The sequence below is a fragment of the Trabulsiella guamensis ATCC 49490 genome (assembly GCF_000734965.1).
Classification (GTDB): Bacteria; Pseudomonadota; Gammaproteobacteria; order Enterobacterales; family Enterobacteriaceae; genus Trabulsiella; species Trabulsiella guamensis.
On sequence record NZ_JMTB01000063.1, the window covers coordinates 1 to 13,487 of the forward strand.

Here is a 13,487-nt window from a genome sequence, read left to right on the forward strand (position 1 = left end):
AGCAGACACAGCAGGGAGGCGATGATCGGCGCACCCATGGCTTCAATCAGGTCGAGAATGTTCGGGTTGGCATACGCCACGACCCAGGTGGAGCCCATGATGAAAATCATGCTGATGGTGTTCAGTTTGCCCATCGACACCTTTGTCTTGTCGCCTTTATAACCGAACTTGAGAATCAAGCCGTTCAGACCTTCCAGCGTCCCCAGGTAGTGGCCGAAGAAGGATTTGAAAATAGCGACCAGCGCAATAATTGACGCGCCAAACTCAAGCACGACAGCAAACGTGGATTTCGTACCGGACAGCGACGCGAAGTGGTTTGCCAGGTAAGACAACACCGGAATGTTCTGCGCTTTGGCTTCCGCCATATTGGCCGGGGACAGCGTGAACAGGCAGCTGAAGGCGAAGAACATGACTACCGCCACCATCAGCATGCTGGCGCGAGAGATGATCTGAGAGCATTTACGCTCGGTGAACTCTCTGCCGAAATCCTGCTCATACTCTTCACGCTTGGACACCACGAAAGAAGAGACGATCGGTGAGAAGTTGAAAGAGAAGACCATGATGGAAATCCCTAACCAGACGGTGACCAGAATGCCGTCATGACCGGTAAAGGAGAGATCGCTCAGGCTCACCTGATCAATCACCGCCGAGTTCCAGTAAGGGATCAGCGACAGTGAAATCAACACCAGGCTGGCAATGAACGGGAAGACCAGATAACTCATGACCTTGACCATCAGATCCTTACCAAACCAGATGACAAATGCCATCAGGAGCAGCAGGAATAAGGCCACTACGCCACGGTTAAGGGCAGCGTAACCCAATTGGTTTTCCCAGAACGTCATGAACGTGTTGGTGATGGTGACACCATAAATCCACAGCAATGGACAGATTGCGAAGAAGTACAGAAAGGTAATCACCACACCGCCAGTTTTTCCGAAATGTTCTTCTACCGTCTCAGTAATGTTGCCCGACGGGTTAGCCCCTGACAGGCACAGACGCGCCAGGGCACGGTGGCATAAAAACGCAATCGGATACGCCAGCACCAGCATAATAAGAATCGGAATTAAACCACCGTAGCCTGCGCGGATCGGGAAGAACAATACCCCGGCGCCGATAGCGGTACCGAACAGGCCAAGTGTCCAGGTCGTATCTGATTTTCGCCATGCCGAGGGCCTTGCCTGGCTGGCAATAATAGTTTCTGAGTTACTCATATCGAGTCCTTAGCAATAATAATTAAGCACCAACAAAACCGGTAATTTGTGAAACGCGGGACAGATCGATATTACCGCCAGAAATAATACTGACGGTTTTACGTTTCTGAATATAATCGTCAAGTTTACCACTCAGTAATGCCGCAGATGCCAGCGCACCAGCTCCTTCGGTAATTACTTTATTTCGCTGAATAAGTGCAATCATGCTGTCGCGAATTTCGTCTTCCGTGACCAGAACAATATCGTCAACCAGTTCAGTCACAATTTCGAACGGTAAAATACCCGGGCGTGACACATCACAACCGTCTGCTAATGTGCCAGTAGTACGATGGTGGGTAATTTCACCGGCATAGAATGACGCTGCCATGCCATGAACATTTTCTGACTGGACGCCAATAATTTTTATTGTCGGGTTAATGGATTTAATCGCTGTCGCAATGCCAGCAATTAAACCGCCACCGCCGATGGGTACAATGACGTTATCAACGTCATACAGATCCTGCAGGATTTCCAGACCGATCGTTCCCTGACCCGCAATCACATGCGCATCGTCGTAAGGCGGAATAAAAATTCGGCCTTCCATTTCGACGATTTCACTGGCTTTGGCGATGGTGTCGTTGAAGCTGTCGCCGTGCAGGATCACTTCGGCGGAGTAATCCTGTGTCGCTGCGACTTTTGACTTCGGCGCGCCCTTCGGCATCACCACTTTGCCATCAATGCCGAGCATCGCGCAGGAGAGGGAAACCCCCTGTGCGTGGTTGCCCGCGGAACAGGCAACCACGCCCTTACGACGTTCCACTTCAGTGAGTGAACTCAGTTTATTGAAGGCACCACGAATTTTAAAAGATCCCGTGCGCTGCATGTTCTCAAACTTGAGATAGATTTCCCCTTTACAACGTTCACTCAAATAATTAGAACGCGGCATGCCCGTCTTATAAATTTTGCCAGCGAGTCTTTGTTTCGCTATTTGAATATCATCAAGAGTGACCGGGAGATCGTATGTAATATGCATTTCATCCTCCACTCATAAAGAGTGATACTAAATTCAGATAATACCGGGCCATCAGAGATTCGTTATAAATCCCCGGGCGGTGTTGTTTTAAATAAAATTAATCAAATGCTTTCTGCAAATCGCCTTCGCCTTGTGCAGTCCTGCGCTGAATATTGTTTTGCTAATTCAACTAATACTGATGCTGATTTTTTAATTCGGTAATTTTTAGACCATATTGCTGCATAACGTGCTACCGGTAATTCATCCTCAACGGGTAAAGTAATAAACTGATTCGATCCAAAGGGTGCGGTCATATCACACGGGATCACCGTCAGGAAATTGGCATTGAGAACCAGGTTATAGATAGTGACGACGGAATCGGTTTTTACTATGTTGTCGGTGCTGATGTGATGGCTTTGGAGGGTGGTGAGCAGTTCTTTGTAGTATCCCATATTAGTGTCCGGCAAAACCCACTGTTCGTTTTTCAACGACGCCAGTGAGGTCGTACCGGTGCATGTTCGGGACTGACTGGCCACCACGGCAAACTCCGATTCAAACAGCGATTCGACATGAAGATCCTGCAATTGCATATCTTCACTTAACGTCCCGATAGCGAAATCCAGCCGCCCGTCGCGAAGCGCGGGCAGGAAGGACGACAGCTGGGCTTCATACATCGAAACCTGGGCTTTCGGGAACACCTCTTTAAACGTCTTCATCATGCCGGATAAAAACGTAAAACCAATGAGTGACGGATAGCCAAACGACACATCAACCACACTGCTGCAGCTGAGGCTGTTCATTTCGCTCACCATATTCTTCATCTCTCGGGTAATGGACTCCGAGTAAGTCAACAACACCTGACCGGCACTGGTCAGTGTGACGCCGGTATTTTTACGGATCATTAACTCGATACCAAAATTGGATTCGATGTCGTTAATGATCTTACTGACCGCAGGTTGAGTCAGCCCAAGCTGTTTGGCCGCCGAGCCAATTGAGCCGCTTCTAATGACTTCCTGAAAAACAACAAGGTGTTGTGTCTTTGGCAGAAGAACATTATCCATATCACTCTTCCTATATTTCATATTTCGGCCGGAATTCTATTAAATAATGCAACCGCGGGTATGTGCGATCACTCACAATTTGCCAGAGCGTATGTTTACCTTGCGTTTAAAAAACATATTAAACGCTTTAATATCAATGTGTTGAATTATTTTTTAAATGACTTTTGTCTGACTTTTATCAATAAAAATAGCGGGAATAACTTTATTTTATGGCAATAACGGTCACTTCCGAAACTATATTTGCACAAAGGAAAGAAGACTATATTTCAATCGATTATCGTATAAATCCTAAACGATTTCAGGTGCATTTATTTTTTAATTTATAAAATAATCTAAGAAAATATATCAATCACGACAATTAAATTCGGCATACGTCACATAAAATTGTTAAATATACATTCGAGTTAATAGGTCATTATCATTTAGCTATGAATTCACCCAACAAAAACGAAACAACACAAACAAGTATGCAACACCTGTTTTTTTGCCATTTTCAGGTAATTTCCAGGGTGACTTCGCGGGCTTGCAGAATAAGAAACTGCGAAAGAAGGTGTTGACGACAGATTTGTGGAGTTTGTCGCAAATGCGGCAAAAAGTCTGAAGGGGAAATGAAAAACCCCGCCGAAGCGGGGTTTTCAAAATGTTCGAAGCTGACCGGTAAGCCGGGTTCTGTCGTGGACAGTCATTCATCTAGGCCAGCAATCGCTCACTGGCTCAAGCAGCCTACCCGGGTTCAGTACGGGCCGTACCTTGTGAACCCCTATTTGGCCTTGCTCCGGGTGGAGTTTACCGTGCCGCGAACTGTTGCCAGCCGCGCGGTGCGCTCTTACCGCACCCTTTCACCCTTACCTGATCCCGCTTGCGCGGGCCATCGGCGGTTTGCTCTCTGTTGCACTGGTCGTGGGCTTGCGCCCCCCAGGCGTTACCTGGCACCCTGCCCTATGGAGCCCGGACTTTCCTCCCCTGCGCCCGTCTCCCCGAAAGGACGACGACACAGCGGCGACTGTCTGGTCAGCTTCGGCGCGCAGTATAGAGGGTTTGCACGCCAATGTCACCCTTCTGTCATCATCCCTACGCGCAGCGTGGCGGCGACATTACGCGACGCGCGATAAATGTTATCAAATGCCCCACGGAACGCCTCTTCCAGCGTGCTGATGCTGGTCAGAACGCTGAATACCGCATCGATGCCGTGTTGATGTACCACGCCCACATCGTGCGTCAGGCTGCCCGCAATACCAATCACCGGCTTATGGTACTTTTTCGCCACGTTCGCCACGCCTACGGGGACTTTGCCATGAATGCTCTGGCTGTCGAGACGGCCTTCGCCGGTAATCACCAGAGAGCAGTCATGTATGTGCTCTTCCAGATTCAGCGCCTGGGTGACAATCTCAATACCGCTTCGTAGTTCCGCACCTAAAAACGCCATCAGTGCCGCACCCATCCCCCCCGCCGCGCCAGCGCCGGGCACCGCTTTCACATCAATGCGCAGTGTTTTTTTGATCACGTCCGCATAGTGTTCGAGGTTGCGATCCAACTCAACGATCATCGCTTCAGAAGCCCCTTTCTGCGGACCGAAGATCCTGGATGCGCCACGATCGCCCGTTAGCGGATTGGTGACGTCACAGGCCACACGGATCGAACAGGTTTTCAGCCGGGCGTCTAACTGCGAAAGATCGATCGCATTCAGGCTCATCAGGCAACCGCCGCCAAAACCGATTGCTGTCCCGTTTGCATCGCACAGCGACGCGCCTAACGCCTGCATCATACCTGCGCCACCGTCATTGGTGGCGCTACCGCCAATGCCGATAATAATGTTCTGCGCGCCATGATCCAGCGCCTGCAAAATGAGCTCTCCCGTTCCGTGCGATGTCGTGAGCAGCGGGTTACGCAGCGCGGGCGGCACCAGCGCCAGTCCGCTGGCGGCAGCCATTTCTATAAACGCCGTATGCCCATCGCCGGAAATGCCCCACACCGCCTCAACGGGTTCACCCAACGGGCCAGTGACACGTGCGCTCATTGCAGTACCTTGCGTGGCGGCAATCATCGCCTCGACGGTACCTTCCCCACCATCGGCGACCGGCACTTTGACATACTGTGCATCAGGAAAGATTTCCCGAAATCCTTTTTCTATTGCCTGCGCTACCTCAGTGGCAGAAAGGCTTTCTTTATACGAGTCTGGGGCGATGACGATTTTCATAGTGAGTAGCCTGTTACCACACAACGCCGAAGGGCGTTTTACTTTTCCGACCTGGCTGTTGACCCGGTAAACGTAGCTCTACCGGGTCATTCGCGCTTAACGCGTAATTTCCACTTTTGCCAGTTTTTCGTAGTAGCACGCCAGCGCGCTGTGGTCGGCGGTGCCAAGACCATCGGCACGCAGCGCCTGCATCATTTCCATGACAGCGGCAGTCAGCGGCAACTGGGCACCTACACCGTGCGAGGTATCCAGCGCATTCGACAGATCCTTAATATGCAGGTCAATGCGGAAGCCCGGTTTGAAGTTACGATCCATCACCATCGGCGCTTTCGCATCCAGTACGGTACTTCCTGCCAGTCCGCCGCGGATCGCCTGATAGACCAGATCAGGGTTAACACCCGCTTTCGTCGCCAGACTCAACGCTTCAGACATTGCTGCGATGTTCAGTGCGACGATGACCTGGTTTGCCAGTTTGGTGACGTTACCCGCACCGATGTCGCCGGTATGCACTACCGAACCCGCCATCGCTTTCATCAGATCGTAATACTTGTCAAAAACAGCTTTATCACCGCCCACCATTACGGAGAGCGTGCCATCAATGGCTTTTGGCTCACCACCGCTGACCGGCGCATCAAGCATCTCAACGCCTTTTGCTTTCAGCGCTTCACTGATCTCACGGCTGGCCAGCGGAGCGATGGAGCTCATGTCGATCAGCACCGTCCCCGGACGCGCGCCTTCGATAATACCGTTTTCACCCAGCGCCACTTCTTTCACATGCGGCGAGTTCGGCAGCATGGTGATAATCACATCGCATTGTTCGGCGATGGCTTTGGGCGTGGCGGCGGTTTCCGCCCCGGCGGCAATCACATCCGCGATGGCGTCAGAATTACGGTCAGAGACCACCAGCGAGTACCCTGCTTTCAGGAGGTTTTTGCTCATGGGTTTTCCCATGATACCGAGGCCGATAAAACCTACTTTCGTCGTCATAACTGTCTCTCTCTGTTTTGTCGGTGGTTATTTTTTGAAGGCATCTGCCAGCTTTTGCGTGGCGGAACGGAACACGCCTAAATCGCTGCCCACGGCCACAAAGGTGGCACCCCATTCCAGATACCGGCGTGCGTCAGCATCCACCGGTGCCAGAATGCCGGATGGTTTTTCGTGCGCTTTGGCGCGGGCGAAAATGTGCTGAATGCACTTCTGCACATCCGGGTGCGAAGCATTGCCAAGATGGCCCAACGCCGCGGCTAAATCACTTGGGCCAACGAAAATGCCGTCCACGCCAGGCGTCGCCGCGATAGCATCAACATTGTCCACGCCGGTCTGGCTTTCAATCTGCACCAGTACCGTGATGTTCCGGTTTGACTGCGCGAAGTAGTCCGCCACGGTGCCAAACATATTGGCGCGATGAGAAACGGAAACACCGCGAATCCCCTCTGGTGGATAACGGGTCGATGCCACCGCGCGCACCGCTTCCTCTTCGGTTTCAACAAACGGGATCAGGAAGTTATAGAAACCGATATCCAGTAAACGCTTGATAATGACCGGCTCATTGGTCGGTACGCGTACTACCGGCGCGCTGGTGCTTCCCTTGAGCGCCATCAACTGCGGAATAAAAGTGGTGACGTCGTTCGGTGCGTGCTCGCCATCCAGAACCAGCCAGTCAAAGCCCGCCAGTCCCAGTACCTCGGTACTAATGGGGTTCGCCAGCGCAGACCAGCAGCCAATCTGTATCTGCTGCGCCGCCAGTGCCGCTTTGAATTTGTTCGGGAAGATATCGTTGTTCATCATCTGTACCTTTTGCTTATTCCTGCAATTCCATACGTTTAATGTCGCCCACCACGAACAGGTAGCAGACCATCGCCATCAGAGCAGAACAGCCGACGAAGACCAGCGCCATGTTGAACGAGTGCAGTTCACTGACCAGATAGCCAATCACCAGCGGCGTGACGATGGAGGCGACGTTACCAAATACGTTAAACACACCGCCGCACAGGCCAACAATCTCTTTCGGCGCGGTATCGGAAATCACCGGCCAGCCCAGTGCGCCAAAGCCTTTACCGAAAAACGCCAGCGCCATCAGAGTCACCACCAGCGTGGTATTATCGGTGTAGTTACACAGAATGATCGTTGATGCTAACAGCATTCCCAGCACAATCGGCAGCTTACGGGCCAGCGTCAGGGAAGCGCCGCGTTTCAGCAGATAATCCGAGAACACGCCGCCCAGCACACCACCGGCGAAGCCACACAGTGCCGGAATCGAAGCAACGAAGCCGACTTTTAAAATCGACATACCCTTCTCTTGTACCAGGTAAATTGGAAACCAGGTGAGGAAAAACCAGGTAATGGTGTTGATAAAGTACTGACCGAAGAACACGCCCAGCATCATGCGGTTGGTGAGCAACTGGCGGATGTAATCCAGTTTTGGGCCTTTTGCCGCGCGCTCACCCGGTTTCTTGTGGTCCATATCCACCACCGCACCGCCTTCAGAGATGAACTTCAACTCTTTTTCCGACATCCGCGGGTGTTCGGTTGGGTTATGAATGAACTTGATCCACACCGCTGTCAGCACAAAGCCAATGACCCCCATGACCGTAAAGACATGTTCCCAGCCCCACGCGAAGGTCAGCCAGCCCAGCAACGGCGAGAAAATAGCCAGCGAGAAGTACTGCGCTGAGTTAAAAATCGCCGACGCCGTGCCGCGCTCTTTGGTCGGGAACCAGGCGGCGACAATACGGGCGTTAGCCGGGAACGACGGCGCTTCGGAGAAGCCGAGCATAAAACGCATGCAGAACATCGAAACGGCGGCCCACGCCATCGGGAACATATCGACGAACCCCTGCAGGAAGGTAAACAGCGACCAGAAAAAGAGGCTCCAGGTATATACCTTTTTTGAACCAAATTTATCGAGCAACCAGCCGCCGGGGATCTGCATCAGCAGATATGCCCAGCCAAACGCGGAGAAGATGTATCCCATTGATACCGCGCTCAGTTGCAATTCTTTCGCCACATCGGTGCCTGCAATAGACAGAGTGGCGCGATCGGCATAGTTAACCGCTGTTACAATAAAGATAATCAACAATATTAAATAACGGGTGTGCATGCCTTTTTTAGTATCTACTTCAGTATCCAGCATCATTTATTTATCCTCGGGTACAACACACCTTTTATTATTTATGTATTACTAAGGTGCTGCTTTTCAGATTATTTATCGATAGCAGGTAATATCTACGTGTAGAACAAAAACCATTAAATCGTGATTCAGTATAATCAGCACCGGCGAGTAAAACACTGTGCAGGTACACAATAAACATGAATATTAAGAACGGGTTTTATGGCAACTGCACACACCTGTGGGCGCTGTTCCACAGATCCAGTGATTGCTCGCCTTGCGGGACATAGCGTCGCCACAATAGGTGATCTCGCTCACACTATTAGCCTTCAACTCCTGACATTCTTATTTTAAAAATACAGAGCCGTTATTTTTAGACATTATATTATCTACCGCTTCGCTGGAGAATACTGGACAATGGCTGATATTGAAATTCGACAAACGCCACCCACAGCGTTTTATATAAAAGTGCACGACACCGATAATGTGGCAATTATTGTCAATGATAATGGCCTGAAAGCAGGCACCCGTTTTTCCGATGGTCTGGAATTAATTGAACATATTCCGCAAGGCCATAAAGTCGCCCTGGTTGATATTCCGCAACACGGTGAAATCATTCGCTATGGTGAAGTGATTGGCTACGCGGTGCGGCCCATCGCCAAAGGCAGCTGGATTGACGAATCGCTGGTCGAGCTCCCGAAAGCGCCGCCGCTGAATACCCTGCCGCTGGCGACCCGCGTGCCGGAACCGCTGCCGCCGCTGGAGGGCTTCACGTTTGAAGGCTATCGCAACGCCGATGGCAGCGTGGGCACGAAAAACCTGCTCGGTATTACCACCAGCGTGCACTGCGTGGCAGGTGTTGTTGATTACGTCGTGAAACTCATCGAGCGCGATTTATTGCCGAAATATCCAAATGTGGACGGCGTTGTCGGGCTGAACCATCTGTATGGCTGCGGTGTCGCCATCAACGCGCCTGCCGCAGTGGTGCCAATTCGCACCATTCACAATATCGCCCTCAACCCTAATTTTGGCGGCGAGGTGATGGTCATTGGCCTGGGTTGTGAAAAGCTACAGCCGGAGCGTTTGTTGCAGGGTACGGAAGACGTTCAGCCCATTCCCGTGGATGACGCCAGTATTGTACGTTTGCAAGATGAACAGCACGTCGGCTTCCGATCAATGGTCGTCGATATTCTGCAGGTGGCGGAACGGCATCTGGCGAAACTCAACCAGCGCCAGCGTGAAACCTGCCCGGCCTCTGAACTGGTAGTAGGGATGCAGTGCGGCGGCAGCGATGCGTTTTCCGGCGTTACCGCCAACCCGGCGGTGGGTTATGCCTCCGACCTGCTGGTTCGTTGCGGCGCCACGGTGATGTTTTCGGAAGTGACCGAAGTACGTGACGCTATCCATTTGTTGACGCCGCGCGCCATTAACGAAGAGGTCGGCAAGCGCCTGCTCGAAGAGATGGCCTGGTACGATAACTATCTCGATATGGGGCAAACCGACCGTAGCGCGAACCCTTCGCCCGGCAACAAAAAAGGCGGTCTGGCCAACGTTGTTGAGAAAGCGCTGGGTTCTATTGCGAAATCGGGTAAAAGCGCCATCGTCGAGGTGCTCTCCCCGGGCCAGCGCCCGACAAAACGCGGGCTGATTTATGCCGCCACACCCGCCAGCGATTTTGTCTGCGGCACCCAGCAGGTGGCGTCAGGCATTACCGTTCAGGTGTTCACCACCGGTCGCGGTACGCCATATGGCCTGATGGCGGTTCCCGTCATCAAAATGGCGACACGCACTGAACTGGCAAACCGCTGGTATGATCTGATGGATATCAACGCGGGAACTATCGCCACCGGTGAAGAAACCATTGAGGATGTGGGCTGGAAGCTGTTCCATTTCATTCTGGATGTGGCGAGCGGCCGCAAGAAAACCTTCTCGGATCAATGGGGCCTGCACAATCAACTGGCAGTGTTTAACCCGGCGCCAGTGACCTGATGATGCTTCGCCGGGTGGCGCTGCGCTTACCCGGCCTACAATCATGACGCCCGGCAACCTCTTTGCCGGGCGTTGCGCGTTTACTCCCGCACCAGCACCACTTCTATTCCTACCCGCTGCAACTCTTTCAGGCTTTCCGCCGGAACGCCATCATCGGTAATGACCATGTCGATGCGCTGCGTATCGATAATCTTATGCAGGCTGGAGCGGTTGAATTTGCTGGAGTCAGTGATCACGATGATGCGATCAGCCACTTCGCACATGCGGCGGTTAAGCCGCGCTTCGTCTTCATTATGGGTGCTCACGCCGCGCTCAATATCAATGGCGTCGACACCAAGAAACAGCATGTCGAAGTGATAATTCAGCAGCGACTGTTCCGCCTGGTCGCCATAAAAGGAGAGCGACTGGCGGCGCAAATGCCCGCCGGTCATGAGCAGTTCCACGCCTTCCGCTTCCAGCAACGCCGTCCCGACGTTCATGCCGTTGGTCATGGCGATAACGTTCTGGTGATGGCGCATGATGCGGGCAAGTTCATAGGTAGTGGTCCCGGAGTCGAGGATCACCCGGTGACCCGGCTGGATCAGCTCCGCCGCAGCGCTTGCGATGCGGCGTTTGAGGGCAGTATTCAGCGAGCTTTTATCTTCAACGGAGGGTTCTATTCCCGACGTAGTGCTGTCGCAAATCAGCGCGCCACCGTACGCGCGAACCGCAATACCTTGTCTTTCAAGAAACGCCAGATCGTTACGGATCGTCACCGTTGATACGCCGAACTGCGCAGAAAGATCGTTCACCTGAACGCTTCCCTGCTGGCGCAATCGCTGGATGATCTGTTCCCGCCGTTCACTGGTCCCGGTGATTCGCTTATCTGCGGAAGAATCGGTGTTACTCATAAATGATCCTTGGGTAGTATCTTTCGTTTCATTTCGTTTTGCCTATTAACACCTTTCCTTTGAAGGAATGCAAGTCCTGAAATCCGGTTTCAGAGCCATTCTCGTTATGCTGAAAGCTTTCATTATGTTTCTTTTGTGAAACAGATCGGAAAATCAGTATCTTTCGTTTTATTTTTTTGGACCTCTGACGCAGTATTAAATGAAACAAAACGAAAGACAAATGCCGAACCCATCCTAAATGGAGAGGAAAGTGAAACATCTAACCGACATGGTGGAACAGCACAAACGCGGGAACGCCAACGGCATCTATGCCGTTTGTTCAGCACATCCTTTAGTGCTTGAATCCGCATTACGCTTCGCTCAACAAAACCAGACCCCCCTGCTGATTGAAGCTACTTCAAATCAGGTTGATCAGTATGGCGGTTATACCGGCATGACGCCCGCCGACTTTCGCGGTTTTGTCTGTCGACTGGCCGACCAGCTTAATTTTCCCTCGTCCATGCTGATCCTGGGCGGCGACCACCTCGGTCCAAACCGCTGGCAAACGTTGCCCGCTGCGGAAGCGATGGCGCATGCCGATGATCTGATCAAAAGCTACGTCGCGGCGGGCTTCAAGAAAATCCACCTCGATTGCAGCATGTCATGCGCTGACGACCCGATTCCGTTAACCGATGCTATCGTCGCCACCCGCGCCGCGCGACTGGCAAAAATCGCCGAAGAGACCTGCCGCGAACATTTTGGCGAATCCGACCTGGTGTATGTCATCGGTACGGAAGTTCCCGTTCCTGGCGGCGCGCATGAAACCCTGACCGAACTGGCAGTAACCACGCCGAAAGCCGCTCAGGATACGTTACAGGCCCACCAGGACGCCTTTGCGGCGCTGGGTCTGAGCGACATCTGGCCGCGGATTATCGCGCTGGTTGTGCAGCCAGGCGTCGAATTTGACCATACCAACGTCATCGATTACCAGCCACAGAAAGCCGTCGCGCTCAGCAAAATGGTCGAAGCGTACGATACGCTCATCTACGAAGCGCACTCTACGGATTACCAGACGCCACATGCGCTGCGTCAGTTAGTGATTGATCACTTCGCCATTCTGAAGGTTGGCCCGGCGCTGACTTTCGCGTTGCGTGAAGCGTTGTTCTCACTGGCCGCTGTAGAAGAAGAATTGTTACCGGCGAAAGCCTGTTCCGGTTTGCGCCACGTACTGGAAAACGTGATGCTCGATCGCCCCGAATACTGGCAAAGCCACTACCACGGCGACGGCAACGCCCGGCGTCTGGCCAGGGGTTATAGCTATTCTGACCGCGTTCGTTACTACTGGCCGGACAAACACATTGATAGCGCCTTTGAAAGCCTGGTGCGCAACCTGGCCGATGATCCTATTCCGCTGCCGCTGATAAGCCAGTACCTGCCGTTGCAATACGCCAAAGTGCGGGAAGGCACGCTGAAGGCCACACCACGGGAACTCATTATCGATCACATTCAGGACATCCTGCGCCAGTACCACGATGCCTGTCAGAGTCGTCATAACCCATAACAAATAAGAGGGAAAAGCTATGCCAAACATCGTCTTAAGCCGTATTGACGAACGTTTAATTCACGGTCAGGTGGGCGTGCAATGGGTTGGATTTGCTGGCGCAAACCTGGTGTTAGTGGCCAACGACGAGGTCGCGGAAGATCCCGTACAGCAAAACCTGATGGAGATGGTGCTGGCCGAAGGGATCGCCGTTCGTTTCTGGACGCTGCAAAAGGTGATCGACAACATTCACCGCGCGGCCGATCGCCAGAAGATCCTGTTGGTCTGCAAATCACCGGCGGATTTCCTCACGCTGGTGAAAGGTGGCGTGCCGATCACGCGAATCAACGTCGGCAACATGCATTACGCCAATGGCAAGCAACAAATTGCAAAAACGGTATCTGTCGACGCCACGGACATTGACGCACTGAACGGCCTGAAAACTGCCGGTGTGGAGTGCTTCGTGCAGGGCGTTCCAACAGAACCCGCTGTCGATATTTTCAAACTTCTCTGAGGGATA

The 13,487-nt window shown here is 52.4% G+C and carries 11 protein-coding genes and 1 other RNA gene; 3 read left to right on the forward strand and 9 right to left on the reverse strand.

The features are described from left to right. The 8 genes from tdcC to GTGU_RS09360 form a co-directional block, all read right to left on the reverse strand. Nucleotides 1-1,211, reverse strand: a 1,211-nt coding sequence (gene tdcC, locus GTGU_RS09330) for a threonine/serine transporter TdcC (RefSeq protein ID WP_038156047.1), incomplete at its 3' end; no start/stop codon positions are given. A gap of 22 nt (nucleotides 1,212-1,233) precedes the next feature. Continuing rightward, nucleotides 1,234-2,223, reverse strand: coding sequence for a bifunctional threonine ammonia-lyase/L-serine ammonia-lyase TdcB (gene tdcB / locus GTGU_RS09335; protein WP_038156049.1), 990 nt, complete (start codon nucleotides 2,221-2,223; stop codon nucleotides 1,234-1,236). Nucleotides 2,224-2,324: 101 nt separating this feature from the next. Next, the gene (tdcA, locus tag GTGU_RS09340) at nucleotides 2,325-3,263 is read right to left on the reverse strand and encodes a transcriptional regulator TdcA (RefSeq protein WP_038156050.1); all 939 of its coding nucleotides are present in this window, start codon (nucleotides 3,261-3,263) and stop codon (nucleotides 2,325-2,327) included. A 642-nt stretch (nucleotides 3,264-3,905) separates the two neighbouring features. Next, nucleotides 3,906-4,282: RNase P RNA component class A (rnpB, locus tag GTGU_RS23975), an RNA gene on the reverse strand. 32 nt (nucleotides 4,283-4,314) lie between these two features. Beyond that, entirely contained in the window at nucleotides 4,315-5,460 is a 1,146-nt protein-coding gene (gene garK, locus GTGU_RS09345; protein WP_038156053.1) for a glycerate 2-kinase, read from the reverse strand. A 96-nt stretch (nucleotides 5,461-5,556) separates the two neighbouring features. Continuing rightward, the gene (gene garR / locus GTGU_RS09350; RefSeq protein ID WP_038156055.1) at nucleotides 5,557-6,447 is read right to left on the reverse strand and encodes a 2-hydroxy-3-oxopropionate reductase; all 891 of its coding nucleotides are present in this window, start codon (nucleotides 6,445-6,447) and stop codon (nucleotides 5,557-5,559) included. Nucleotides 6,448-6,474: 27 nt separating this feature from the next. After that, the gene (garL, locus tag GTGU_RS09355; RefSeq protein ID WP_038156146.1) at nucleotides 6,475-7,245 is read right to left on the reverse strand and encodes a 2-dehydro-3-deoxyglucarate aldolase; all 771 of its coding nucleotides are present in this window, start codon (nucleotides 7,243-7,245) and stop codon (nucleotides 6,475-6,477) included. 16 nt (nucleotides 7,246-7,261) lie between these two features. Next, nucleotides 7,262-8,596 (reverse strand): MFS transporter, encoded by a 1,335-nt coding sequence (locus tag GTGU_RS09360; RefSeq protein WP_038156057.1) that lies wholly within the window; start codon nucleotides 8,594-8,596, stop codon nucleotides 7,262-7,264. Nucleotides 8,597-8,986: 390 nt separating this feature from the next. On the opposite strand from GTGU_RS09360, the gene garD reads away from it, so the two are divergent. Beyond that, the gene (garD, locus tag GTGU_RS09365; RefSeq protein ID WP_038156058.1) at nucleotides 8,987-10,558 is read left to right on the forward strand and encodes a galactarate dehydratase; all 1,572 of its coding nucleotides are present in this window, start codon (nucleotides 8,987-8,989) and stop codon (nucleotides 10,556-10,558) included. An 80-nt stretch (nucleotides 10,559-10,638) separates the two neighbouring features. On the opposite strand, the gene GTGU_RS09370 is transcribed toward garD, so the two are convergent. Then, nucleotides 10,639-11,448 (reverse strand): DeoR family transcriptional regulator, encoded by an 810-nt coding sequence (locus GTGU_RS09370; RefSeq protein ID WP_038156059.1) that lies wholly within the window; start codon nucleotides 11,446-11,448, stop codon nucleotides 10,639-10,641. Between the two features lie 238 nt (nucleotides 11,449-11,686). On the opposite strand from GTGU_RS09370, the gene kbaZ reads away from it, so the two are divergent. Then, nucleotides 11,687-12,988 (forward strand): tagatose-bisphosphate aldolase subunit KbaZ, encoded by a 1,302-nt coding sequence (gene kbaZ, locus GTGU_RS09375; protein ID WP_072011945.1) that lies wholly within the window; start codon nucleotides 11,687-11,689, stop codon nucleotides 12,986-12,988. Nucleotides 12,989-13,007: 19 nt separating this feature from the next. After that, nucleotides 13,008-13,481 carry a PTS N-acetylgalactosamine transporter subunit IIB gene (agaV, locus tag GTGU_RS09380; RefSeq protein ID WP_038156060.1) on the forward strand — a complete coding sequence of 158 codons (474 nt, stop codon included), beginning with the start codon at nucleotides 13,008-13,010 and terminating at the stop codon, nucleotides 13,479-13,481. Nucleotides 13,482-13,487: the final 6 nt, after the last annotated feature.